25 protein-coding genes are annotated in these 25,777 nt (G+C 38.8%); 16 read left to right on the forward strand and 9 right to left on the reverse strand.

Features of this window, described 5'->3' with window-relative positions; all coding sequences use genetic code 11:
- The first annotated feature begins 104 nt into the window (after window positions 1-104).
- The 7 genes from ESZ39_RS02965 to fni all read left to right on the forward strand — a co-directional run bounded on the left by ESZ39_RS02965 (window position 105) and on the right by fni (window position 7,218).
- Window positions 105-824 carry a bacteriorhodopsin-like gene (locus ESZ39_RS02965; RefSeq protein WP_146878311.1) on the forward strand — a complete coding sequence of 240 codons (720 nt, stop codon included), beginning with the start codon at window positions 105-107 and terminating at the stop codon, window positions 822-824.
- 171 nt (window positions 825-995) lie between these two features.
- Entirely contained in the window at window positions 996-1,898 is a 903-nt protein-coding gene (locus ESZ39_RS02970; protein WP_223270210.1) for a polyprenyl synthetase family protein, read from the forward strand.
- A complete protein-coding gene (gene crtI, locus ESZ39_RS02975; RefSeq protein ID WP_146878313.1) occupies window positions 1,895-3,394 on the forward strand; it encodes a phytoene desaturase family protein in 1,500 nt (499 codons plus the stop codon). Before ESZ39_RS02970 ends, crtI begins: the two co-directional genes overlap by 4 nt.
- Window positions 3,395-4,303 (forward strand): phytoene/squalene synthase family protein, encoded by a 909-nt coding sequence (locus ESZ39_RS02980; RefSeq protein WP_223270211.1) that lies wholly within the window; start codon window positions 3,395-3,397, stop codon window positions 4,301-4,303.
- Complete coding sequence (locus tag ESZ39_RS02985) at window positions 4,287-5,405, forward strand: lycopene cyclase family protein (RefSeq protein WP_146878314.1); 1,119 nt, start codon at window positions 4,287-4,289, stop codon at window positions 5,403-5,405. Before ESZ39_RS02980 ends, ESZ39_RS02985 begins: the two co-directional genes overlap by 17 nt.
- The gene (locus ESZ39_RS02990) at window positions 5,402-6,208 is read left to right on the forward strand and encodes a Brp/Blh family beta-carotene 15,15'-dioxygenase (RefSeq protein WP_146878315.1); all 807 of its coding nucleotides are present in this window, start codon (window positions 5,402-5,404) and stop codon (window positions 6,206-6,208) included. The genes ESZ39_RS02985 and ESZ39_RS02990 overlap by 4 nt, the downstream gene beginning before the upstream one ends.
- Window positions 6,205-7,218: a type 2 isopentenyl-diphosphate Delta-isomerase gene (gene fni, locus ESZ39_RS02995; RefSeq protein ID WP_146878316.1), complete on the forward strand. Its 1,014-nt coding sequence runs from the start codon at window positions 6,205-6,207 to the stop codon at window positions 7,216-7,218. The genes ESZ39_RS02990 and fni overlap by 4 nt, the downstream gene beginning before the upstream one ends.
- 213 nt (window positions 7,219-7,431) lie before the next feature.
- Here the strand turns inward: fni and ESZ39_RS03000 are convergent, their stop codons facing one another.
- On the reverse strand, window positions 7,432-7,611 hold the full coding sequence (locus tag ESZ39_RS03000) for a DUF6435 family protein (protein WP_146878317.1): 180 nt from the start codon (window positions 7,609-7,611) through the stop codon (window positions 7,432-7,434).
- 815 nt (window positions 7,612-8,426) lie between these two features.
- Here ESZ39_RS03000 and ESZ39_RS17930 point away from each other — a divergent pair.
- The 4 genes from ESZ39_RS17930 to ESZ39_RS03015 all read left to right on the forward strand — a co-directional run bounded on the left by ESZ39_RS17930 (window position 8,427) and on the right by ESZ39_RS03015 (window position 12,829).
- Window positions 8,427-8,765 carry a hypothetical protein gene (locus tag ESZ39_RS17930; RefSeq protein ID WP_223270212.1) on the forward strand — a complete coding sequence of 113 codons (339 nt, stop codon included), beginning with the start codon at window positions 8,427-8,429 and terminating at the stop codon, window positions 8,763-8,765.
- Between the two features lie 6 nt (window positions 8,766-8,771).
- The gene (locus ESZ39_RS03005) at window positions 8,772-9,548 is read left to right on the forward strand and encodes an endonuclease/exonuclease/phosphatase family protein (protein ID WP_262984477.1); all 777 of its coding nucleotides are present in this window, start codon (window positions 8,772-8,774) and stop codon (window positions 9,546-9,548) included.
- Window positions 9,549-10,001: 453 nt separating this feature from the next.
- Entirely contained in the window at window positions 10,002-12,089 is a 2,088-nt protein-coding gene (locus tag ESZ39_RS03010; RefSeq protein ID WP_223270213.1) for an alpha/beta hydrolase family protein, read from the forward strand.
- 374 nt (window positions 12,090-12,463) lie between these two features.
- A complete protein-coding gene (locus tag ESZ39_RS03015) occupies window positions 12,464-12,829 on the forward strand; it encodes a cupin domain-containing protein (RefSeq protein WP_146878318.1) in 366 nt (121 codons plus the stop codon).
- Between the two features lie 66 nt (window positions 12,830-12,895).
- Here ESZ39_RS03015 and ESZ39_RS03020 read toward each other — a convergent pair whose 3' ends face one another.
- From ESZ39_RS03020 to ESZ39_RS03045, 6 genes are all read right to left on the reverse strand, one after another.
- On the reverse strand, window positions 12,896-13,363 hold the full coding sequence (locus ESZ39_RS03020) for a glycine zipper 2TM domain-containing protein (protein ID WP_146878319.1): 468 nt from the start codon (window positions 13,361-13,363) through the stop codon (window positions 12,896-12,898).
- A gap of 124 nt (window positions 13,364-13,487) precedes the next feature.
- The gene (lpoB, locus tag ESZ39_RS03025) at window positions 13,488-14,090 is read right to left on the reverse strand and encodes a penicillin-binding protein activator LpoB (RefSeq protein WP_146878320.1); all 603 of its coding nucleotides are present in this window, start codon (window positions 14,088-14,090) and stop codon (window positions 13,488-13,490) included.
- A gap of 18 nt (window positions 14,091-14,108) precedes the next feature.
- A complete protein-coding gene (locus ESZ39_RS03030; RefSeq protein WP_146878321.1) occupies window positions 14,109-14,585 on the reverse strand; it encodes a YcfL family protein in 477 nt (158 codons plus the stop codon).
- 25 nt (window positions 14,586-14,610) lie between these two features.
- Entirely contained in the window at window positions 14,611-16,032 is a 1,422-nt protein-coding gene (locus tag ESZ39_RS03035; RefSeq protein ID WP_146878322.1) for a COG3014 family protein, read from the reverse strand.
- A gap of 1,201 nt (window positions 16,033-17,233) precedes the next feature.
- A complete protein-coding gene (locus ESZ39_RS03040; RefSeq protein ID WP_146878323.1) occupies window positions 17,234-17,836 on the reverse strand; it encodes a DoxX family protein in 603 nt (200 codons plus the stop codon).
- Window positions 17,837-18,443: 607 nt separating this feature from the next.
- Window positions 18,444-18,800: a DUF2750 domain-containing protein gene (locus tag ESZ39_RS03045; protein ID WP_146878324.1), complete on the reverse strand. Its 357-nt coding sequence runs from the start codon at window positions 18,798-18,800 to the stop codon at window positions 18,444-18,446.
- A gap of 180 nt (window positions 18,801-18,980) precedes the next feature.
- Between ESZ39_RS03045 and ESZ39_RS03050 the strand changes: the two genes are divergently transcribed.
- Window positions 18,981-20,108 (forward strand): GNAT family N-acetyltransferase, encoded by a 1,128-nt coding sequence (locus ESZ39_RS03050; protein WP_146878325.1) that lies wholly within the window; start codon window positions 18,981-18,983, stop codon window positions 20,106-20,108.
- Between the two features lie 54 nt (window positions 20,109-20,162).
- Window positions 20,163-20,756 carry a DUF938 domain-containing protein gene (locus ESZ39_RS03055; RefSeq protein WP_146878326.1) on the forward strand — a complete coding sequence of 198 codons (594 nt, stop codon included), beginning with the start codon at window positions 20,163-20,165 and terminating at the stop codon, window positions 20,754-20,756.
- 521 nt (window positions 20,757-21,277) lie between these two features.
- Here ESZ39_RS03055 and ESZ39_RS17695 read toward each other — a convergent pair.
- Window positions 21,278-21,448: a hypothetical protein gene (locus ESZ39_RS17695; protein WP_182135332.1), complete on the reverse strand. Its 171-nt coding sequence runs from the start codon at window positions 21,446-21,448 to the stop codon at window positions 21,278-21,280.
- Window positions 21,449-21,474: 26 nt separating this feature from the next.
- Complete coding sequence (locus tag ESZ39_RS03060) at window positions 21,475-22,152, reverse strand: alpha/beta hydrolase (RefSeq protein ID WP_146878327.1); 678 nt, start codon at window positions 22,150-22,152, stop codon at window positions 21,475-21,477.
- Window positions 22,153-22,384: 232 nt separating this feature from the next.
- Here ESZ39_RS03060 and ESZ39_RS03065 point away from each other — a divergent pair, with 232 nt between their 5' ends.
- The 3 genes from ESZ39_RS03065 to ESZ39_RS03075 all read left to right on the forward strand — a co-directional run bounded on the left by ESZ39_RS03065 (window position 22,385) and on the right by ESZ39_RS03075 (window position 25,734).
- Complete coding sequence (locus ESZ39_RS03065; RefSeq protein ID WP_146878328.1) at window positions 22,385-25,141, forward strand: YdbH domain-containing protein; 2,757 nt, start codon at window positions 22,385-22,387, stop codon at window positions 25,139-25,141.
- Window positions 25,142-25,143: 2 nt separating this feature from the next.
- Window positions 25,144-25,326, forward strand: coding sequence for a YnbE family lipoprotein (locus ESZ39_RS03070; protein ID WP_146878329.1), 183 nt, complete (start codon window positions 25,144-25,146; stop codon window positions 25,324-25,326).
- Between the two features lie 78 nt (window positions 25,327-25,404).
- Window positions 25,405-25,734, forward strand: a complete 330-nt coding sequence (locus ESZ39_RS03075) for a YdbL family protein (protein WP_146878381.1) — start codon at window positions 25,405-25,407, stop codon at window positions 25,732-25,734.
- Window positions 25,735-25,777 lie beyond the last annotated feature (43 nt).

Consider the following 25,777-nt stretch of genomic DNA (forward strand, 5'->3'; position numbering starts at 1 on the left):
AAGATAAAAGCTGATATAACTGAAATAGAAGTGTCTTATGTCAATTTTCTATTAGGCATCTTGCACTACAGATAATGATAACACTTTATATGTAGGGGTTTTAAATGACAAACAACTTAACTTCCGGCGATGCAGTCGGTATGTCCTTTTGGCTAATATCTATGGCACTTGTTGCTGCCACAGCATTTTTCTTTGTTGAGCGTGACCGCGTTGCAGGTAAATGGAAAACATCCCTGACAGTGTCAGGGCTTGTTACGCTAATTGCGGCAGTCCACTATTTTTACATGCGTGATGTTTGGGTCGCTACCGGTGAGTCACCAACAGCATTTCGATACATTGACTGGTTGTTGACCGTGCCACTACTGATGGTAGAATTTTATTTAATTCTATCTGCAGTAGCTAAAGTACCCGCTGGTGTTTTCTGGCGTTTATTACTTGGTTCTATCGCTATGCTTGGCTTTGGCTATGCTGGCGAAACAGGCATGATGGATGCACAATTAGCATTTTGGCCATCAATGGCAGCTTGGGGCTTCATAATATGGGAAATATTTAAAGGCGAAGCAAGCCGAATTAATGCTGGATTAGCCAATCCTCATGTACAAAAAGCTTATAAAACAATGACGCTTCTGGTCACTGTCGGTTGGGCTATTTATCCACTGGGTTATTTTGTGGGTTATTTCACTAATGGCGCAGACGCCGGCACTATGAATATTATTTATAATGTTGCTGACTTCTGGAACAAAATAGCCTTTGGTGTTGTTATCTGGGCAGCGGCAGTTGCTGACACAGACTCAAAACAAGAAGCATCCACGAAAGTAAGTTAGAAAGACTAAAATACAGGGAGAGTCAGATTTTCTGACTCCTCCTTTTTAAAAATTTAAAATAATAAAGTAATCCTTCATAGGTTACGTATTTTAAGGGTACTAATAATGTTCCCAATAAACACAAATAATGTTCTAACATTAAAAACTTTGGACGCCTTTTATAAGGCTGAGATGCCAAATTCAAATAGTAGCCTAACTGAGGCCGCCGTATACCATTTTAAAAATCCAGGCAAATCATTTCGGGCCCAGCTGGCACTATCAAGTGGTTCAGCTTTAGGTTTAAACGTATACGACAATTTACATTGGGCAGCAGCGTGCGAACTGTTACATAACGCATCATTAATACACGACGATATTAGTGACTCTAGTACACACCGGCGTGGGCAGGAGAGTATCCATAAGCATTTTGGCTCTGACATGGCTTTGTGCTTAGGTGATTGGATGGTTGCTAAAGCTTTTGAATTAGCCTCAAGAAATAGTGGTTATGGCGGCCCATTGGTTGGATTGCTTGCGCGGTCTATGCAGGAGACATGTAGTGGTCAAATATCTGACATCACTCAGCGCCAATGTGCTGAGTTAGCAGAATGGCAACGCATTGCTAAAAGCAAAACAGCACCACTGCTAATTGCTCCAATTAAAGGCGCGGCTTTAGCTGCAGGCCTAAGTGATAACCTAGACAGTTTAAGGTCGCTAGAAACACTAGTAGGTTTTTGTGGTCTTGCTTATCAAGGTCGCAATGACATCGATGATATTGTGCCATCGAGCCACCGATCAAGTGATCTTGACGGACGAAAGCCTAATTTAGTTATCAGCTTATTCGTTCGAGAAGGTTTAGGGCGAGATGATTTTAACATTTGGTATATGTCTAGTGATAATTCGTTGTTAACTCATTGGCAACGCCGTATCGCATCGAGTGACGTGATACTCAGTGCTAACAAATCTGTTGATTACTGGCTAGCAAAAGCAGAGCAGCTTGTTAATCGTTTACCCATCCAACTTCAGCCAGTTGCTTATGGATTGGTTAACTCGGTTAAATTAAAAACAGTGCTTAAATATCAAGGGTGGTCTGGTTGAATTCAAAAATAGAAATAACGAATAAGACAGCAGTAGTCATTGGTGCAGGGTTTGCTGGCATAGCCACAGCTTTAAGGCTAAGAGCGCTAGGGTATCAAGTAACATTGTTTGAGCGCCTCAACAGTCTAGGTGGCAGGGCTCAGGTATTCGAGCGTGGTGGGTATCGCCATGATGCAGGTCCAACAGTTATAACAGCGCCCTTTTTATTTGATGAGTTATTTCAACTCTTTGATGAGAAAATTGACGACCACTTAGAGTTCGTACCTTTGGATCCCTTCTATCGTTTCCATTTTGCTGATGGGAGCCAGTTTGACTATTGCGCTAGTATTGAGGACACCTTAACTGAGATAAGACGCTTTAGTGCCAAAGATGCAGATGGCTATTTAAAACTTTTAGATAAGTCTAAAAAAGTTTATGACGTAGCTTTCAAAAAACTGGTTCATCGACCTTTTACCCGAGTTTGGGATATGGTTAAACAGATCCCAGCTCTGCTGATATTAAAATGTTATAAAACCGTTTCACAAATGGTCAATAGTCATTTAAAGCATCCTTTGATCCGCCAAGCATTTTCAATACATCCTTTATTAGTCGGTGGAAATCCATTTAAAACTACCGCTATTTATACCTTGATTCATTATCTAGAGCGCCGCTGGGGAGTATTTTTTTGTATGGGTGGCACCGGGAAATTGGTTGATGAATTAGGTGCCCTTATGGCACGCCAGGGGATCAATATTGTACTTAACGCTGATGTAGATGAAATCCTTGTTACTAATAAGGTGGCTACTGGAGTTCGACTAAGTAATAAACAAACCATTAATTGTGACCTAGTGGTTTTTGCTGGAGATCCTGAGACTTGCTACCGACATTTATTACCTAAAAGTAAATTTAGCCTACCCAAAATTAAAAAACAATACAGTATGGGACTTTACGTATTGTATTTCGGTACTAAAAAATTATATCCAGATGTGGCTCATCACAGTATTTGGATGGGGCCTCGTTTTAAAGAGTTACTCTCCGAAATTTTTGATGATAAAAAAATGAGTGAGGATTTCAGTTTATATGTCCATCGCCCCACAGCCACAGATAAAAGTTTTGCGCCAGAAGGCTGTGAATCTTTTTATGTGTTGTGCCCTGTACCTAATCTACAAGGTAATGTTGATTGGAGTACTCAAGCAGAAGTATTACGTGATCGTATTGTTACTGCACTAGAGCAGACTATATTACCAGAGCTATCATCGGTAATAGAGGAGGTGTTTTGGATGACCCCAGAGGATTTTGCTAAGGATTATCGTTCTATGCATGGGGCTGGTTTTTCTATTGAACCAAGACTTACCCAATCAGCTTGGTTCCGCTTTCATAACCGTGATAGCGCTATTTCTAATCTTTACTTTGTCGGTGCAGGTACTCACCCGGGTGCGGGTCTTCCAGGTGTTGTAAGTTCGGCTAAAGTCGTTGAAGAGTTATTAACAGGTGTTGAAGTAGGATCGGGCGGATAAATGATGGATAATTTGCAGTCAGATAATATATCACCAAAAGAATTACTGGCTCGTCATGGAAAGTCATTTTATTGGGCTAGCCTATTTCTTGGTTCCAAGCTGGCGACCAGTGCTGCGCAACTTTATAAGTTCTGTCGTTTTGTTGACGACTTAGCCGACGGAAATCATCCAAACCGTCAAGCATTACTGGAGGATATTCGCGCTTGCCTGAATGGCCATAAGCCACCAGTGGATTCTGAAGTAGAAGATTTTTTAGCACTTGCCACGCAGCACAATATTCCACTTGCAGCGGCGAGAGAATTACTCGACGGTATGTTAAATGACCAAACGCCAGCCGCTTTTGAGAATGAGACAGAATTACTACGTTACTGTTATGCCGTCGCTGGAACCGTAGGGATTATGATGTGCCGAGTGCTAAACTGTAAAGAACAGCGTGCAGAGAGTTTTGCTATAGACCTTGGTATTGCTATGCAGTTAACTAATATTGCCCGAGACGTTTTAGAAGACGCTCACATGGGACGCCGTTACCTACCAGCAAGTTGGGTAAACTTAACGGCTTCTGAGATTACTCATATGAATACTACTTGTCATGAGCCTGTCGCTTTAGCTATTAAGCGTATGCTCGACCTTGCCGAAGATTACTATAAAAGCGCCCTACTTGGCATCCAACTACTGCCTTTTCGCTCACGTTTTTCTATTATTGTCGCTTTACGCGTTTATCGACAAATTGGCGTATTACTAAGGCATCGCAATTTGTGTTGGTGGCATGGCAGAGTTTATGTGGCAGCACCAAAGAAAGCGCTATTAAGTCTACGTAGTATTGTAGATTTAAGACCAATAAAAGTACCGGCTCATAACAAGCAATTACATCGACATTTAAAGGGGTTGTCAGGTGTCGCGTCTTCATAATAATTTGAATAAAATAACCAAACTTGATATCGCCATTATTGGCGGCGGCAGTGCAGGCATAACTCTTGCTGCTAAGTTGAATAATGTCTCTGCAGTTGTTGTCGAGCCTAAAACACCCATCGAGCGAGATTGTAACTGGGCCTTGTGGGCTAGTTGCGCCCAAAAAACACAATTTAAAGCCGCGATTAAAGGCAGTTGGCAACAATGGCGCGTTGTCGATCACCACACTGAAGTGCTACACAGTAGTGATCAGTTCCATTATATTAGCCTGAGTTCCGCTAAGTATATAAAGCAGTGTGAGAGCGATTTAGCTGAAGGCGTTAATTTAATTCGTGCCGCGGCAGAAGATATTTGTGCTGAGGGAATCGGTGGCTCATTTAGCGCTCGCGGTCAGCAATACAAAGCTGATAAAGTTTATGACAGTCGACCACCAAAGGTTTCTAAAGACAGCTTAAAGCAGCATTTTTTAGGCTGTGAAATTCGCACCAAAACCCCAATCAGTGATCCTCATATTGCAACCTTAATGGATTTTCGTGTCGACCAATCTCGTGGGTTGCACTTTATCTATGTACTGCCTTTTTCAGACCGACGCTTGTTAGTTGAGTCAACGATGATATCTAGCAAATTGGAAGAAAAAGAGTGGTATCGCCAAGCCATTTACCAATGGCTTAAAGATCAAAAGATTGAAATTGAGGAAACGTTAGGTGAGGAAATAGGCGTTATTCCTATGCAATCATTAAACCCATTAACTATAAATTCTGGCGCTATTGGTGCCGCAAGTGGCGCTGTCAGGCTTTCATCCGGTTATGCTTTTGCCAATATTCAGGCACAGATCACTAAACTTGCTGAGGGTATCAATAGTGGTGATTTTTCAGTTCCAATGCCTATTTCCCCTTTTTTGAATCATATGGATAAAATATTTAATGGTGTCTTAATGGCACAGCCTGAGCTCGGCGTTACTATTATGATGCGCACAGCAGAAGCTTTAGATGCGGATGGTTTTGCGCGTTTTATGCTCGGTTCTGCTACATTAATTGATTGGGCTAAAGTCATATTAGCAATGCCGAAAGTGCCATTTGTACAACAGATGTTTCGCCAATGACAAACTGGGATATAATCGCTATTTGCGCTGTTTTATTATTTGGCGTACCTCATGGCGGGCTAGATGGTGCTGTTGCGCGTCGTATTGGCTGGTCATCGAGCATTCATTCATGGTTTATTTTTCACTTTGCTTACATTGTATTGGCTGCTTTAGTTACCCTGCTTTGGTGGTTATTCCCGCTGACTAGTCTAAGCGTATTTTTATTAATATCAGCAATACACTTTGGTGCTAGTGATATTGTTGATATAGGCAACGATATACTGCCTTGGGCAGCTCATGGTGGTTTAGTTTGTATTGCTATTCCCAGCCTTCAACCAACATTGGTTGAGCCTATTTTTACCATTCTAGTTGGTACAGATAATGCTAGCCTATTGATGAACTGCATCACTAGCCTATTCTTTCCGTGGTTATTTTGCCTAATAGGTTACTGTTGCTTCGCTTATTGGCAGGTTAAATATCGCAAATATTTTATTAACCTACTAATACTATTAGGGTTAGTTTTTATACTACCACCATTAATCAGCTTCTCTTTATACTTTTGCCTCTGGCACAGCAAAGGCCATATGCTGCGTCTGTGGCATAGTTTAGAGGTAACTGAGCGGCGCCGCAGTGCAATTGAGGCGGTAATATATACCCTGATGTCTTGGCTAGCAGCCGGATTTATTTTTTATTTTTATCAACAACCTTCCTCCATTACCTTAATAAAGGTTACCTTTATAGGCCTGGCAGCACTCACCTTACCCCACATGCTACTAGTCGATTACGCTGATAGAAAATATTACATTAGAGGAAAGCTACCATGACAGATATTCGTACCCGCAAAGCAGATCATATTACGCTTGCATTGCAGTCTACACATCAGTCTAGTCAAGGGGCGGGGTTTGATCGTATACGATTTGAGCCTAATCCAATGCCCCAAATGTCACTTCAAGATGTCGAGTTCAACAGCTATTTTTTAGAAAGGCACGTAGCAGCACCATTTATGATCGGTGCAATGACAGGTGGTTGCGATAATGGTGAGATTATTAACCAACACCTCGCAGAAGCTGCCCAATCTTGTAACATACCCATGTCACTAGGCTCTCAGAGGGCAGCTTTAGAAAGTGGTTTACCACAAAATGTCAGACGATGGGCGCCTTCAGCTATTGTACTGGGTAATTTAGGTGCCACTCAGCTTCAACAACATGGTTTTGGTTTAGCTGAGCGTGCGGTGGAATCGGTAGCAGCTAATGCGCTGGTTATCCATCTTAATCCCCTTCAGGAATTAATACAGCCAGATGGCGACAGAGACTGGAATAATGTATTAGAAGCGATCCAACGCTGTGCTGAAAAACTTGACGTACCTGTTATCGTTAAAGAAGTCGGAGCAGGTATAGGTCCTAATAGTGTTAAAAAATTAATGGATGCTGGCATTAAATGGATTGAAATTGCTGGACGTGGCGGAACTAACTGGGCAAGCATTGAATTAGATCGAAACGGCTCTGAACGGGAACAAGAAATAGCGGGTCCTTTTCTTGACTGGGGTATGAACACTGTTGAAATATTGCCTGTAGTACATGCCGCATGCCCAAACTTAAATTTTATTGGCTCAGGTGGAGTTCGTAACGGTCTAGATATCGCGCTCTGTATTCGATTAGGAGCGAAGATGACCGCTTTAGCCCAACCTTTTTTAGCACCTGCTTTAATATCCACCGAAGCCGTTATTGAAAAAATTTCTATCTTTAAAGAACAGTTACGCTGGACTATGTTTTTAACCGGCAGCCAAAAATTGTCAGATCTGCGTAAAGCTTCACTGCAAAAAAGTGTTAACTAGAAGGTTTTAAAAACATAATGATGTTAATAAATATCTATATGTTGTAGTTAGCCCAGAAGTTATATGTAAGTTGAAACAATAAATATAAATATCAATTTCGGTTTGCTTCTTCTGCACCAACGAACTCACCAAATTAATACCATGGCTATGACTTTTGTAACACATATCGAAAAAATGCCTGTCATTTTCAGCGGTAAGTATGTCACCGCTAGATTAGGCTTTTGTGGCACTTTCTAATGCTTTTATTTCAACAGCTATTTTTTCAGCTTCCTCAGTAATCATTGAATAGCCTTTGATGTCACCTTTTCGTTGTAGATGCATGGCTTCTTCAAGTTTTTCTTCATAGCGTTTATTTAATTTTTTTAATGGGTTTGACTTGAATATTGAAAACATAAAAACTTATTATTTAATAGGAATATGATTATTATACGGCTTAAAACGTATTTAAGTTTTTATTAATTACACTTTTTTCGTAAAAAACTATCAAATATTAGCTTGACTACCACCAATAGGCCGTCGTGTTTGGCTAAATATACCAATCCCATTAAGTTATTGCTCACTTGTACTAGTTAAAATAGCTCAAGGCTGTGTTGCTCTCACTCCCAATAGCCAGCTATTGCTCAATCGAGCGCCTTACCTTGAATTATTTTTCCTGCGCACAACAAGATCACAAACTTAATGGAACTGGTATTACTCAAAAGAAGTGGTGACCTGGTCAAGTAAATTCAGTTCTCCAGTTAAGGCTATTATGTCTTAACTGAGGTAGTCGTATCCATTAAACCAGGTCATGGTTAACTTTCAGTTATTCAACAAAATTGTAACTGCTAACTCAAAATGTAGAATTTAGCTGGAATTAACACTATTTTTAGGTAAAGCATTAATTAAAAGCTTTATTGATTAAAGGTAATAGCCATGATCTGAAAACAATCTTACAGCTAATTTCTACAGGTACTTAGCTTTAGTCTGCCACGGAAAAACCTATGTAATAACAATTTCTCATGCTGACTAAATAAGCAATAATTTAACCTAATTGATATAATGTAAAAACTAACTATTTAAGATTAAACCTAATATGTTACCAATACTGACTCTTTGCACACTACTTATACCAAGTTAATTAATTACCTGCTCATTTTTAATGGTTAAAATGAATAACTACAGCGTTATAAAATTTATAAGGTGAATAACTACTGACTAAATTTTATGCCTTGTATTTATCCATTTTTCCTCATGAAAAAGTAGATCACTTAATTAATCAAATTGGTATTATTCTACTGTTTACCCTGCTGCCATTATGGCGACATCCGCATTGGTTTATCAGAGGCATAGACTTTCCTTGTTTGCAATTTATGATATTTGCTGCTGTTTTATTAACTGCCCATCTGTTTTGGTTAGATGGTCAAATGGGCATGTCTCAGATATTAATTTTTGCTACAGCTGTATGTTTTATCTGGCAATTATGGTGGATATTATGGTGGATATTACCTTTTACCTTGTTATGGCGCAAAGAGGTCAAAACATCCAACGAATATTCAGCTGATAAATAGCTGAGTATTCTTACATCGAATGTATTCACACCAAATCGTAACGCCAATGCATTAATCGACCTAGTAAAACAGCATAGGCCTGATGTGCTAGTAACGCTAGAATCAGATCAATGGTGGGAAGAGCAACTAAAAGTGATAGAAACAGAGTTGCCTTACAGCGTTAAATGCCCGCTCAACAACCTTTATGGTATGCACGTTTATTCTAAACTGCCATTAGGCGAGCAAGAAATATGCTATTTGGTTGAGCAAGATGTTCCGTCTATACATGTGTCATTAACCCTACGTACTGGTGATAAAGTTCGTGTACATTTTCTTCATCCAGCACCGCCAAGTCCAACAGAAAACCCTGAATCAGCTCAACGAGATGCTGAATTAGTGATAGTGGCTCGAAGCGTTGCACAAAGTGATCAACCGGTAATAGTAACCGGAGATCTTAATGACGTTGCTTGGTCTACTACCACTCGATTGCTTCGTAAAATTAGTGGCTTATTAGATCCACGAGTCGGTCGTGGCGCGCTTAACACCTTTTATGTAGATTACCCCTTTGCTCGTTGGCCATTAGATCATTTATTTCACAGTTCGCATTTTACCTTACGCGATATTCAACGCTTACCTTCGATTGATTCAGATCATTTCCCTCTACTCACTAGACTGTCATTTACTGCGCCAAGTGGCGGCAAGCAGCAAGGTATAACAGCCGAAGCGGCTGAACACCAATGGTCAAAAGAGATTACTGAAGCACAAAAAGTCAGCCAAAATGATGTACCAACGCCAGCTGAATAAAACTAAACATCATTGCAAGCGTGTTAAAGATATATTGAAAAAAATAGCTACTTATCCTGAATAAGCTGTAATGAGCCCTATTCCACATCGGCTTTGAGGTAGATGTTTTCTAAGCTAAAACTATACGCTTTACCTACAACCTCAATAATATTGACACCAATAAAAATTAACAGACAAACAAGTAGATGCCTACAAAGTTATTATCATGCTCTGATACCCAAAGTTAAAGGGTGATAGTTAGATCGGATTTTAATCTTAATCGAGAATTTTTTGGTCACTTTTACAAATTAGTCATTGAATTTATTTCTAATGAAACTGCCTATCCTGTCTTTAAGGCTAACATTATTTTATTTCATCGCTAGTGCTTAGCGGTTACCTAGATCCTATCTATTTTGCTAGATTTTAGGTAAGGTAAAAATACGTATTAACATGATAATAACTAGGACATTCAAAATGCAATACCGCCATATAGTATTAATTTTTTTATTCTCACTGTTTGTGATAACTGACATTTTCGCTACTGAAAACGATATTCCGTCTAAACGTTTTACGGCAATGCGAGTCTTTGATATGGAATATGCAACCGATCCTCAGATTTCGCCTAATGGTAAAAAGATTGCTTATGTGCGTCATTCTATGGACCGAATGAACGACAAAGATAAAAGTCAAATATGGCTGATCAATATTGATGATGGTATACATTTACCGCTTATTGATGGCGAGGCTTCTTCTCACTCACCTCGCTGGTCTCCTGATGGAAAAAGTCTGCTTTTTGTTACGGCTACTCAAGACAAGCCTGAATTAAGACTGTTTTATTTCAAATCAGATCGAAGTATTGGATTGGCCCAATTTGTCAGCGCACCTTCTCGTGCCTCTTGGTCTCCTGATGGCAAACATATTGCCTTTAATATGTTTGTAAAAGGTAAGAAACCTAGCTTTGTAATACCTGTTGACAAGCCCGAAGGCGCAGAGTGGAATGATGCAGTAAAAGTATATGACGATCTCACCTTTCGATTTGATGGTGCAGGCTATTTACCTGAAGGGACTAGTCAGGTGTTTACGCTACCCGTCGAAGGCGGAACACCACGTCAGTTAACCCATGGCGATGCAGATATGAATACATCGACTTGGTTAGATAATGATACCGTTTTAGTTACTGGCAATAGCGCAGAAGATCGCGATATGGATTTCATTGAAAGCGAAATATATGCCATTGAATTAAGTAGTTTGTCTATGACAGCATTAACCAGTCGCGATGGTCCAGATAGTGGCGCTACTGTTTCACCCAATGGAAAAATAATTGCCTATATTGGTTATGATGACAAGGTGTTGTCCTATCAACAGAGTGATTTATACATAATGAATGGTGACGGCACTAATCAACAAGAAATAGCGGCTGACTTTAAAGGCAGTATAGGCCAAATCAAATGGGAATCTAACAGTGAATCACTTCTTTTTTCGTCTGAAGATCATGGGCTTATCAGCTTATACCGTGTTGATCTAAAAGGTAAAGTGAAAAAAATAATGACGGGAATAGGTGGGGGTTCAATCGGTAGACCCTATGCAAGTGGCAGCTTCTCTATTAGTCATCATTCAAAAGCCAAAATCGCCTATATGGCAGGGTTTTCTGACCGACCTGCCGAAGTTGGAGTGACCGATTACCAAGCTAAAAAACAACAAATATTGACCAAGTTGAACGATGACTTGCTACCTTATCTCGACATGGCAAGAGTTGAAGAGGTTAAAGTTAAATCCAGTCATGATGGCAAAGAAATTGAAGCATGGGTGGCTTTCCCACCTAATTTTAAAGCTGATGGCAGTTTCCCTATGATCCTTGAGATACATGGTGGTCCATACACAATGTACGGTCCTTATTTTGCAAGTGAGATGCAACGTTACGCTGCTGAAGGTTATGTAACCGTTTGGGCTAACCCACGAGGTTCAACAGGCTATGGTGAAGACTTTGCGCTAGAAATCGACCGAGCTTATCCAGGTAATGATTATCATGATTTAATGAGTGTGGTGGATGAAATGGTTGCTCGCAAATATGTTGACGAAAAACGTTTATTTGTTACCGGTGGCTCTGGTGGTGGAATATTAACTGCTTGGATTGTCACCAAAACTGAACGCTTTGCTGCTGCTGCCTCTATAAAACCGGTAATAAACTGGATGACAATGGCATTAACAGGTGACATAGCGCCCTATGTAAGACGTCACTGGATACGTGAAGACCCTTGGTCTAACCCAGAGGCTTACTTAAAGTTTTCGCCTATTAGTTATGTTAATAAGGTCAAAACGCCAACCTTAATGATGGTAGGAGAAGAAGATTATCGCACGCCACCATGGGAAGCAGAACAATTCTATACTGCGCTGAAAATGCTAAATGTAGATACGGCGCTTATCCGTGTGCCAAGTTCACCACATTATATTGCTTCACGCCCTAGCCGTTTAATAGCTAAAACCGATAATATAATGGGATGGTTTGCTAAGTACGATCCGGCTAAAAAAAAGCAGGATGATAAGGAAACTCAACAAGATTAACTGAAAAACTTAAGTGCGACCTGCTAATAATGTTTGTCGCACTTAATATCAACGTTGAATTTTATCAAAAACAGTTAAACAAGAAAAATCAATTAGTGATGGGGCTTCTTTTGTCGCTTATAGTAAAGTTGAGGTTAAAGTATAATGATTGGCTTATAGCCGTTACTGTCATTAAAGTTTTTTAACGCTAAAATAGACAATACTTATGCAGTGACAATACGATTTAAAGTTAATCTTTAAAGTTAGTATTTATCTTTCCTTTAGCCTACATAATCTCGTCCCTCCACAATAATATATTCAGATGTTTATTTTATGCATATCAAAACAATAAAAATAAACAAACGGTTAGCTGCACAAATAACAACGGAGTCAGCATGAAATTTGAACCTATTAATTTCAAAAATAAATTCACTAAATTTACTGAGCATTGGTCGCCTCGAGTTATTGCTGAAATGAATGACTATCAGTTTAAATTGGTGAAAGTGGCAAGTGAATTTGTTTGGCATAGTCATCCTCAAACTGACGAAGTATTTATTGTTATTGAAGGCTGCCTTAAAATTGAATTTCGTGATGGTATAGTTTCGCTAGAAACCGGGGAAATGTTTGTCATTCCAAAAGGTATCGAGCATAAACCCTCCGCTAGCAGCGAGTGTAAAATTATGATTGTCGAACCTAAGGGTATCGTTAATACTGGTGATGCTGGTAGTGAGCTTACGGCTCAAAATGATCTTTGGATTTGAAGTGCAGTTCACTATAAATTATTTATTGCTTTTAACTTTCCAGCTTTAATTTTTCAACTAGCAAGCTTACATTTGTTTATCAATACGTACTGTGCCATTGGCGAGATAAATCATGCGAACCGCATCTTTTACTTGAAATAGCATGCGGTGGTCTAGGTCTTGTATCACCATGTATACCTCAGCGTTATTAACTTTGATCATTAGCTCAACTAAAAGTAAGGTTTTTTCTTGATATTTAGGGTTTCTATCATGGCTGATTGAGCCACCAATAATAGCGCCTAATATTGTTGCTATACCGCGGCCACTGCCGCTACCAAATTGATTGCCTATCGCACCTCCAACTAGTGCACCACCAAAGGTTTTCCAGCCTTGATTTTTGTCTTGGATCAGCTCCTGTTCGGTAATATTACGTACCGATAATACTTGACCAAATAAAACTTTTTCAACTGGCACGGCTTTATTGCGCTCATAATCAGCATTAGCGCAGGGGATCAGTGCCCACCAGAAAATTAACACTAGTGTGATTGTTTTCATTTTACTCTCCTTTTACTAGCAAACAGCATGATAAAGATAGCGTCTATGGCGGTGCTATTTTTTTACCACACTATTTATTTTTGAGCCGCTATCTCTCTATCGCTGAACTGTCTAACTTTAGCTCTTACCAACCCACTGATTCTTTCACTTTCGTTTTACGAATTTCGCTTTCATCAGCCCATTCAACTAAGCCACTTTCAAGGTCCATTAAACGTAAGGTAAATTTATAGTAAACGTCAGTCTTATCTTGGTTACTTTTAACGATACTCGATAAGTTACCGTATAGCATATATTGCGCGCCAATTTGGCGGCCAAACTGTGAAGCCGTGTTTGGGTCAACCATGCCGCCATCATGTTGAAAGTTTAATTGCTCACGCGCCGCGTCTACTCGACCCATATCAACAAAACGGAACTTGCCTGAGCGTAAAAGCTTGGTAGAAATAGAATCGGTGATTGACTCGGTATCAATATGCTCACTGGTTTTATTTTTTAAGCGTTCAACAAACATAACTGGGCGGGTATTTTGCGTTAATGTGCCCACGACCGGTGACAATAATAACGAGTCAGTCATTTGAGCGGCAACCTTTTGTAAATCGGTTGAACCAAAGTTAATATCGGTAGTTTCTACCGCGGTGGCATCACCATAGCGAACCACTGATTTATTAGCACAACCTGCGGCGAATAATAGGGTTAAGCCAAGTGTGGTTACCAATGTTAATTTATTCATATTGCTATTCCTTAATGATTAATATTTATATGCTTTTTCAGGAATTGCACGAACATAAACATTAAAGGTACTAACATTAATATTTGGCGCTAATCCGAGTAAAGTAGTGGATTGCTTACCCTGTAATTCCAATGGTATCCAGGGTGTTTTTCCGGCTTCAATAACAAAACCTGCTTCGTCAAACCAGTTGAAATGATATTGTAATTTTTGTGATTTTTCATCACGGCTGCTCAATGTTAAATTCACTTGTAATAAGCCATTACTTTTACGCGATTTAACCTCGCTAATCACTAGTTTTTTTGCTAAATCAGCGTTTTGTACTTTAAGGTGTTTACTAAAGTCATCACCTTGAGTCATGGTACTGGTGCCTATACCCGAGGTCACAGGCGGCTTATTATTCGCACAGCCTGTAGTCACTAATGCGCTGAATAATATCACCGCTAAACAGCCAGTGGTTTTTTGACCGCTGCTGGCTATATTCTTGCTATTTAACATATTCCCTCCTAGATACATCAGTTATTTATAAATTAATCGCTTGATAACCCGTATAGCTACCGATAGCGGAAAAATTGATTAAGGTGATTCTATTTGGCTGCACGTCAACTTCAATAATTTTTTGTTGACCATTTAGCTGCACTTTTAATACTTGCTTACCTGCGGGTAAATCCATCCGAACAATATCAATTTGATCAGGCAAGGTGGACCAACTTCGAGTATCCGCTTTTTCTGAGGCAATATTATAAATACTCGCTAAAATATTACCGACATCGCCCACTTCTCGACTCAATTTTTGTCGCATTTGCTCTTTTGCAACAACACGAAGTACTTGTCGGGTCAGTAATTCAGGCAGTTGATCTTGTAAGTCTTTCGCGGCTAACGACTGAATACGAACAATTTCATGCGACCAATAACTGTGACCCGCGTTTTTAAAACTAATTTTTCTGTGCTGCGCTAAAGCCCCATCATAAACCGGTAAGGAAAAACTGAAAAACTTTAAGCCACTATTACTACGACCTACCGGCAGGTTTAAGCTAATATCTTGCTTACTGTTAACAATATCAAGCTCCACTAGCACAACCACTTGCCCTTGCCCTTTTGACTCTCGTGCTTGATATTTTCCAAAACGTTGTTGAAAGCTAACTAAATCGTCTTGCATACCCAACTTAGTGGCCAAGCGTAAAATATCTTGCTGCAAATAAGGGTTCTCTGGGTATATCTCTATCGCACGCTTATAATCTATGTAAGCGTCATTTAGCTCGCCACTGGCTTCATACAAGATGCCAGAAAGATAAAAAGTAAAAGCATTTTGAAAGCCGTTTTTCACCTTGCCAATCGCACTGAGCATACTCGGATAACTACTATGGAGGCTATTGGTGCTCATACCTGAGTTTTGAAGCTTATTGTGTGCTTGATAAATTTCGTTTTTATAAGCTTTAAGCGCATTCTCTTGCACTAAATTCGCGCGACGAACTTCAACTAACGCACCGGCTAAATCATCTTGAAATAAATAGTTTAGCGCCTGATAACTATGCAGCATACCTTGTTCATAATAAGGTACTTGGTAAGACGTTGCGTTGTCGTTACTGACCACTGCCGTTAAATTTTCAAGACCTTTACTGAGCTGAATTTTTGCCTTATTACGCTGTTCTTCAATCTCAATATAAGCTTGAGCAAAGCTTTTTTGACTCGCTTGCCAATCGCTGGCTAAAAATTGTAAGCGCCCTCTTTCAAGTAAATTTAAGACATAACTATTATGGCTTTGAGCACGTTCACCCAGTAAGTTTTGCGCTTTAACAAATTCACCTTGGCGTTGCACTGCTTTTACGGGTTTCATTTGGCTCTGATAGCCTTGAAAAATATCAGCAAATTGAAATGATGCGCAACCAGATAAAGTGGTGATAATAAAAGTGACGACGATGCGCTTAGTGAGGAACTTGAACATGTGAATTAATTTATTTCCATAACATTTTATCACCGCGGTTACTTATCTAACTATATATGCTAACTCTATATAGGAATAAGTTTATGAAGGTTGTTAACAACTTTAGTTACAGATGAACGTAGTCTTATTTGAGATCGGTGGCAATACTTACTTTGTAGTTAAATTGTAATAAAAATAAGAAGGCATATCTGAAGAGCTGACAATACCATGAACTCCATTATTAATTAAATGTTCTGTTGCACAACACTGTTGTTAGAATATAAAGCTTCCTACTTAAAAAATTAGCTTTAAAATAAATATGTTAGCTAATTTTTTTGCAGGTATTTTGTAGGTTTGATTTCAATCCGTTAGCCTTAAAACGCACTCCTAACTTAATGCACAAAAGCCCAACAGGCAAGCAAACGAAGCTGTTTTTTTTAACTAATAGCTAAAGTTATTTTACCGACAGCTGCCTCTTAAAACCTGAGGCAATGGAGTCAACCTACATTGAACCTATATCGGGCAACTGTTATACCAGTTCCATTAAGTTTATGATCTTGTTGTGCGCAGGAAAAATAACTCAAGGTAAGGCGCTCGATTGAGCAATAGCTGGCTATTGGGAGTGAGAGCAACACAGCATTGAGCTATTTTAACTAGTACAAGTGAGCAATAACTTAATGGGATTGGTATTATACCCGCTCCACTTCAAGGTGCAGGTTTGTGCAAGTCGAGAAAGGGTTAGGTACCAGGCATGGATTGAAGAGAATAGTTATTCTTGGCAACTGCTCCTGCGTTGCTCTAATAACCCACATCCATGTGGGAATATTGTCGAAATCCATAACGCCACAGATGACCCTTTATCGGCTTGCCTATAGGGAGCTAAGCTAGAAAACCAGTCCAGCGTTGCATACATGGATGTATGTACTTAGGTTTTGTCTGGAACAAAAAACCTGTGCACTACTTGATAAGGTTCCTACATGGCCGTTCTTAGCCATCCATGGCTCCACGGCATTAGTACTTCCATGCACGTCGATGTAGGACATTAGGGTAACGCAGGAGCAGTTACCGAGAATAACCATTATCTTCGTATCGCGCCTTGATCTGATTTCCTAGCTTAACGCTGAAACGGCATCTTGAAGTGGAACGGGTATAGTAATGCATCAACACTGGCTATCGATTAAATATGTTCCCATATTAGTGCGCTAACCTGCTTTATAGTGATCTAAGTTGTCGGTAAAAACTTGTGCTTAAACCAGTAATCAAGGCTGACATAGCGTCCCCCACCGATAAAAAATAACGCCAATAGCATAATAAAATAAGTCGCTGCGAACTCCATACCGTTATTTAAAATAGTAATATTGCCACTACTAGTCAGCCACTCGTAGTTACCATGTTTTTGTAAAATAGAAACAATCATTTCTTTTTTCTCAACACTTGCCTCTACTCGCTCATTCGCAAATGGCGCATTGGCATCTGCAATAGCTTGCCAGCCATATTGTCCGTGCACAGACGTCATCGCTATGAACATAGTAAACATCAAAGGCACAGCCATTAAACGTACGCCTAAGCCAAGTAACAAGGCAATGGCACCAATAACTTCAGCACCTACGGCTAAAATGGCCATAATATAAGGAAAAGGTAAACCTAAGCCCCAATCGTCATTACCAAACCATTGCACAATATTATCAAAACCGTCTATTTTAGTGGTACCCGCCATCCAAAAAATAGGCACCAAATACAAACGCAATAATAATGGCGCGAGAAAATCCAATTTTTTTGTTGAATTTAATATGCCATAACTTTTTTCCAATATTGCTTTAACCATGCTTTATTCCTATTTTTTTAAGCGTAACGTTTAACTTTATTTTATTTTACCCATTTATTGCCAAAATAATTAATTGGGTTCTACAACTTTAGTTCGACATCAAAGGTAACTGCATAATTTGACCCGATAACTTGTAAAGCTATTTCATTATTTTTAGTGGTGGTACAGTTAAAATATAGTTAATAATTTTTTTGCAATATAAATGAAGTTTAGCGGTTCAACATACCGCAAAGGCTTTAATAACTATTTTAAATAGCCGTCTAAACTCTTAGATAATTGATGTAACAATATGATATTAAATGTAAAAAAATTGTATTTTTATTTTAAACTGATTTTACTCATGCACAATAAATGACACTTAAGGCGTGTAATTAATCAATTCCTTAAATAAAAATATAATTTTTTTATTGCGTCGAAAAAGTTAGTTTTAGGAGAATAGTGAAGTAAAAAATAAATGACTAGCGAAAATAGTAAGTGAGTATTTATAAAGTGGAGCTATGAGTACAACACCTTAAAAATATAACAATATTGTTCTTTTAGGGTGTTGCACTCACTATTGCGATAATATGGCTATAACGCTAAAATCGTAAATATTTGCTTTGAAATATTATAACGTTTCAACTGCCGCTAATGCTTGAGTAAATTCAGGCAGTTCTAATTCAACACAATCATCGTCTTCTTGCCAGTTAATACCAATAATAACCCCATCTTCTAGCAAGTCTTCGATCCAAAACTCCATCCAATCAGCCAACGTAATAGCTGCAGGTATGTAGTTAGCCCACTCTTCAACACAGTGACTTTTAGCCAATGCTTGTGTTGACCAAAGTGGCATAACGTCAGTCTCTTCAAAGTTAATGGAATCAAGTACCACCCAATCTTCACTGCTTTTATCTTGTAACGCCCAAATTATTTGTGTTTCTTTAACTTGATTTAAAAATGACTTCAGTGTTTTTTCAATGCTCATCGTTTTCATTACCTTAATTACGTTTTCGACATTATACCCAATGAATTAAATCTAAAGATATGAATTTGTTGTTACGGGTAATTATTTCTTGGTAGTTACTGATAACAATTACTTATATACCTATTAAATTAACCATCTGTTAAGCTACGAATATTAGTAACTTAAGTAACAGAATAATCATTGAAAATTGAAATCGTAAATAATATTTCAGCTATAGCTGAACAAGACTGGCAGCGGCTAAATCGTGAGCCATCGGTGTTTTCAAATTATCAATTTCTCCAGTGTTTAGAAACCAGCGGCTCGGTCACGGGTGATCAAGGCTGGCAGCCTCATCATTTACAACTGCGTGATAACGATAACAATGAAATTAACGCTATTCTGCCCATGTACATTAAATCTCATTCGTGGGGAGAATATGTTTTTGATTGGGCATGGGCCGAAGCCTATGAGAAAAATAATGTGCCCTACTATCCTAAACTAGTTGCTACCACGCCTTTTACGCCAGTCACTAGTAATAAGCTGTTATCCAACAATGTTGGCTTTGCTGATGTGTTTGAGGTATTAACGCACCATTGCCACCATAAAAACTTAAATAGCTGGCACTTATTATATTGCTCGCCAGCGCAGCAAACACTTAATGATGTTTATCAACGCAACACCGTACAGTTTCATTGGCTTAACTATAACTATCGTGACTTTGATGATTTTCTCTCACGTTTTAGCGCCAGAAAAAGAAAAAACACCCGCAAAGAGCGTCTTTCAATTACCCAACAAAACATCGACGTTAGGCGCATTATTGGCAAAGATATTAGTGAAAAGGAATTAGCATTTTTCTATTTAACTTATCAGCTAACTTATTTAAAACGCGGACATACACCGCATTTGTCGTTTGAATTTTTTAAGTCAATAATAGAAAAGTTACCTGAGCATATCTTGCTGATCATCGCTAACTGCAACGGTGAAGACATCGCCTGTGCTTGGTTCTTTTTTGACGACAAGCATTTATATGGTCGCTATTGGGGTTGTACGAAGCGCTATAACAATTTACATTTTGAATTGTGTTACTACCAAGGCATCGAGTTTTGTATTGACAATAAACTGAGCTTATTTCACCCGGGCACCCAAGGCGAACATAAAATAGCGCGAGGCTTTGAACCTAAGCTAACCACTTCATATCATTGGATAAAACATGCAGGATTCAAGCCTGCTATTAAAGCCTTTTGTTTGCAAGAACAGCAACAAATGCGCAATTATCAAGCGCAGTGCCAAGCACTATTACCTTATAAGTTAACCGATGAAAACCGTTAGCCACACAAGTAATCATATGAGTAAAGAACTGAGTGAAAAATTGAGTAAACAACCATGAACAAACCCTTCTCCCAAGCCTGTGAAAATAATAAATTAGCGATTTTAGCTGCGTTAGTCGATAGCTTTAAAACAAGTAAAACCGTGTTAGAGGTTGGTTCAGGCTCTGGCCAACATGCGGTATATTTTGCGCCCAACATGCCGTGGTTAAGTTGGCAGACCAGCGATATATTGGCCAATCATCAAGGCATTAGCCAATGGTTAAAAGAATACCCTGTCGGTAACTTACTTCACCCTATCGAACTTGATCTAAACCATCCTTGGCCAATTGAAAAAATTGACGCAATTTATACAGCAAATACCTTACACATTGTTAGCTGGCCATTAGTAGCAGCATTTTTTAGTGGTGTATCACAACATTTAAATCCACAAGGTAAATTGTGTATTTATGGGCCATTTAATTATCAAGGCCAATACAGCAGTGAAAGTAATGCGGGTTTTGATATCTGGTTAAAAGAGCGTGATAACCAAAGTGCTATTCGCGATGTTGAGGCAATAATAGCCTTAGCAGAAAATGTCGATTTATCGCTAGAAAATGATCATGCTATGCCAGCCAACAACCGCTTATTAGTCTTTAAAAAGCTGGGTTAATTCATTTATGTGCTAAGAACGGTACTGTTAAAACATTACTGTTAAAGCCTTACTGTTAAAGCATTGCAGTTAAAAAAACACACGGCGCTAATTAACAACTAGCGCGGTGTTATACCAATCTCACTAATTATCTGATCATTTCACCTGGTTAAAACAACCCGCTACGGCGTTATTTATTTAATCATTAGCACAACGAGTTATTAAAATAAACATCTTATATTGGGTCGTTTTTCCTGCGTATAAAGTAGACCACCTAATTAATGAAATTGGTATTATATTTCATCATTAAGCAGTGTCTATTTCAAATGAAAATAGCGTTAACCAAGTAATACCAATTACATTAAGTTATTGCTCACTTGTACTGGTTAAAATAGCTCAAGGCTGTGTTGCTCTCAATCCCAATAGCCAGCTATTGCTCAATCGATCGCCTTACCTTGAGTTATTTTTCCTGCGCACAACAAGATCACAAACTTAATGGAACTGGTATAAGAGCTAATTGAAAATAAATTAGCTCAAACCCACTAGTCTGGAACTTTGACTGAGATCTCAATTGACTTAGCATCACCCACAAGCCACTTTTGTAGATAGATACTACCCATAGCTTCAGCCTTGCCTGGCTCAGCGACTTCTTTAAAACGGATACTATTTTTGTTTTCTTTCTCAAAAACAAGTTTAACCTTAACTTCTGGCATTTTATCTCCCCTGCAATGACTTAGCTTTACGCTAGGTTTAAACGTGCCACTAACCAGGTGGCAATGTCACGGATTTGTGTTGGATGAACACTGTGCGCCATTGGATAAGTTTGCCACTTTACCGGATAGTTTTTCGCATTAAGTAAGGTGTTAGCCATTTTACCGGCACTTAAAGGCACAACATCGTCATTGTCGCCGTGTTGTTGCAAAATTTCTGTATCGCTATTTGCCGCACTTAATTGCTCAGGTAATCCATCAGCATTAGGTAAATAACATGATAACGCCATAATGCCTGCAAGTTTTTCAGGGTAACGCAAACCGGTAAACATGCTCATCACGCCACCTTGACTAAAGCCTGCTAAAATAATATTGCTTGCAGAAATGCCACCGGCAACTTGCTCAGCAATTAATGCTCGAACTTTGACTTCAGACTCAAGCACACCAGTCATATCGGCACGGTTATGTAAATCCATACTTTTTATGTCATACCATGAGCGCATAACATAGCCCTGATTAATGGTTACAGCTTGCTCTGGCGCATGTGGAAAAACAAACCGTACCGCGTGGTTTTTTGGCAAACCTAGTTCAGGAACAATAGGCGAAAATCCTGCGCCAGAGTCTCCTAAACCATGTAACCAGATAACACAGGCTGTGGCGGGTAAGTTGGGTTCTATGGTAATACGTTCTAATGGGACAGCAGACATGCTTCTCTCTTTATAATCGTTACGTAAAAATGCCAATATCATAACGCTTCTATAACTTAATTAAAATATACTCATGAGTGAGAAAATCATAATTTTTTTGTAGCTATTATTTAGCTAAGTATATAAATCCATGATTTTGATTGATCCTATAGCTCAACGGCCATAAAGTGGCTGTACAAAACGGATTAAACAAAGCCAAAAAATCCATGGACGAAGGAATAAATACGCACAAATGATACGCCCAAAAAAAAGCTTAATTGCGCTTGCCATCGTAATAAGCACCATTATAACTACCCTCTTTTTGGTCTATATTGCCCGCGTTGCTATTGTAAAAAATTTTAGTAACGATAAGTTGGCGTTATATGACGCAAAAATTACCTGCTTAGACTTTCACTTCACAACAGATTTAGCACTGGCAATAAGTCGCTTATGCCTGCAAACACCACAACTAGATATCAATATTAAAGATATGGCCATAACCTTTGCATCAGCTGCTGAGCAAAAAATTAAGCGCATCGATATGGCATCAGTAACAGTCCAAGGCACAGCAGACTTACTTACCCTCTTCAAAAGTAGCGCGAAAAAAAATACCCCTGCACCGCTAACAGCACAACTAAACACTTATTTAACGCAACTTGAACAACTTAACTTACCTTTTAATATTAAGGTGGCAGCGTTAAGTTATTCGCCTTTTCCACAGGAAGATAGCGGCACAATAAATAGCAATAATGGCGCAAAAAAAGCACGTTATGTAGGCCAGCTTTCAGTTATAGAAAATACCGTAGAGTTTTCATTAAAAGACCTTCAACACACAGTTTTATTATCAGTTAATTTATCGACTAACCAGCATAAAAAAGCACCCTTGACCTTAAAAGTATCTGCTCATTTAACACCGTTAAAAAAGTTTTTATTCGCACATAAACTACCGTTAACGCCAACAGTAATAGACATTTTAGACACGCTTAAAACTAACGGCGAATTTTATAGCTTATTAAACTATCAAGCAGGTCAATTGACCTTAGATAGCCAATTAAAATATTTTTCACTTGCTGCACAAGGTGTTAAAACGAGTGGCCCCTTTGCACTGTCCGGCACGCTTAACTTGCACAGCACAGTTAACTTAAACACGGTTAATTTAAGTAAGGAAAGCTTAAACAAAAAACCTAAAGCGCTTAATAGCCATGCTGAACTGGAGATTGAATTTCAACAAAATAATAGCTTACAGCTGCAATATAGTCACCAACACCTGATTGATTACTTGAAAAACCACACGCTATCACCTTTGCTTATCACGCTACTAAAAGATAACCCAGTTGAGCAATTAACCTTCCAGCCAAAGGGCAAATTAGCTTTTAACCTAAACAGTCAACAGCTGTCCTTATCAGGCATAGCAGTAAAAGCAGAAAATGCTCAGCAAGTGCATCAACTGAACTTAAATGAGCTGACCTTTAATTTAAAGCATTATCTCAACCTTGATCCAAGTCACAACAATAATCCAATAACAAAAGCCCCAGCAAAAGAAAGTCCATTACTGGCACAACTAAATTTTAAACTTGATAGCCCACTGTTACTTTCAAGCATTAATAATTTTACTCATGCACCGGTTATAGTAAAACTGCAAGGTTCTATTAGCCAAAGCCATGTACAAACCATAATAAACTTTGCTGAAAACTCATCGTTTACTAGCAACAACATCGCCATGTCGGCAAAGCAAAAAACAGCAGATAATAAGCTATTCTCGATTAAACAGTTAGCCACAAAAGTACAAGGCAGTGTAGAAATACACCACCCGATTCAACAACAAACCGCTATGCAAGATCAAAACCCTGTACAACTTAAAAATAAGGCGCAAGTACAAGGTAAGCGCACCATTAACTTACATGTAAAAGTGCAAAGTCAGGCTGAGAAATTGCGTGTGGGTAAAATGGTTGCAGTCAAAAAATTAGCACTAAGCACGACTATTACCAGTAATTTAAATAACATTGCAATAAATGCTGTCGCCACTGCCGATAATGTACCGCTAGGAAACTTAGCAATATCAGGGACGTTAGCTAAACCTAACCTTGCATTAACGGCTGAAGCGTTACCGTTAACTGACCTGCTCTCTCTAAACCTACAATTACCAACAAAAGTAGCCTTAGTGGAAGGCACACTGAGCTACAGCGTAAAAGCTCAGGTAACTGATTTAACAGATTTTGAAAAAACACCACTAGCCATATCAATAGCAATGACATCAGTCAGCGGTGAAGTAGAAAAAATTTGGTTACAAGAGCTTAATTGGCAACAAAATTTTCAATTTTTAGCCGGTAAGCTAACCACGCTACAAAATGTATCTGAACACGGAAAAGAAAACCTAACGATTGCATTAATAGATACCCCAACACCGATATCAAAATTATCCCTTAACACCAATATTAGTTATCAAAAAGACTTTACAATTTCGGCAACAAAACTCAAAGGTGATATTTTGGGTGGTAGCTTTGCCATTCCAAAAGTTCAGTGGCCACTAGAGTCAGGTCATTCAGTTGACATTCAGCTTACCCATATAGACTTAGAGCAATTGTTGGCGTTAGACAAAAAGCAGGGTATTGTAGTGACCGGCAACATATCAGGCCAGTTGCCTATTAGTTATGATGGCGAAAAATATATTCTAGGAAACGGCGAACTGCATAATGTAACTAATGGCCTTATTCAGGTGATGAATAATCCTGCAGTAGCTGAGCTAAAAGCGAATAACAGCCAGTTAAAGTTAGCGTTTGATGCACTGCAGAACTTGCACTATCATCAGTTGTCTTCTGATATTTCAATGGCAGATAACGGCTATATGTTATTAAAAACGGTGATCAAAGGCCGAAATCCGGACATCGACAACGATGTGAACCTGAACTTGAACTTAAGCTATGACTTATTAGGCTTGCTTGAATCAATGTCAGTTACCAAACAATTTGAAGAACGTATTATCAAAGGTTTACAAAAAAATAAGGAGTAAGTATGAATAAAATACTAACCACAGTGTTAGCTATTTTTATAATCAGTGGCTGTACACATAAAATAGAAGTTAGCGCCAAAGAGCCGATCACGATTAATTTAAATTTAAAAATTGATCATGAAATCAGGGTAAAAGTCGACAAACAACTTGATGACATATTTAGTGACGATAGCGATGTATTTTAAGGAGTAATTATGAATAACTTATCTAATAAAAAATCTAATGAAAAGTCTAATAAATTAGCCAGTAAAAAATTAAATAACATGACCAACATAGTTAAAAAATTAACTTGTGCGCTGCTAGCCATAACCATGACATTTTCCGCATGGGCTATTTCACTAGACAACGCCAAGCAACAAGGCTTGATTGGCGAAATGCAAAACGGTTACTTAGGCCTTGTGGTAGACAACGCCGAAGCGCGAAGTTTAGTGGCGAGTGTTAACGAAAAGCGTAAAAGTATTTACCTTAACCTAGCGCGTAAAAATAACATCACCATGGCGCAAGTCACCGCGCTAGCCGCTGAAAAAGCCTTAAGTAAAACTCAGACCGGCCATTTAATTCAAAATACAGCTGGGCAGTGGGTAAAAAAATAATTTTGCAACAAAATTGGTTACAAACTCAGAAATAATGGCAAGT

This window comes from Colwellia sp. C1TZA3, assembly GCF_007954265.1.
Taxonomy (GTDB): Bacteria; Pseudomonadota; Gammaproteobacteria; order Enterobacterales; family Alteromonadaceae; genus Cognaticolwellia.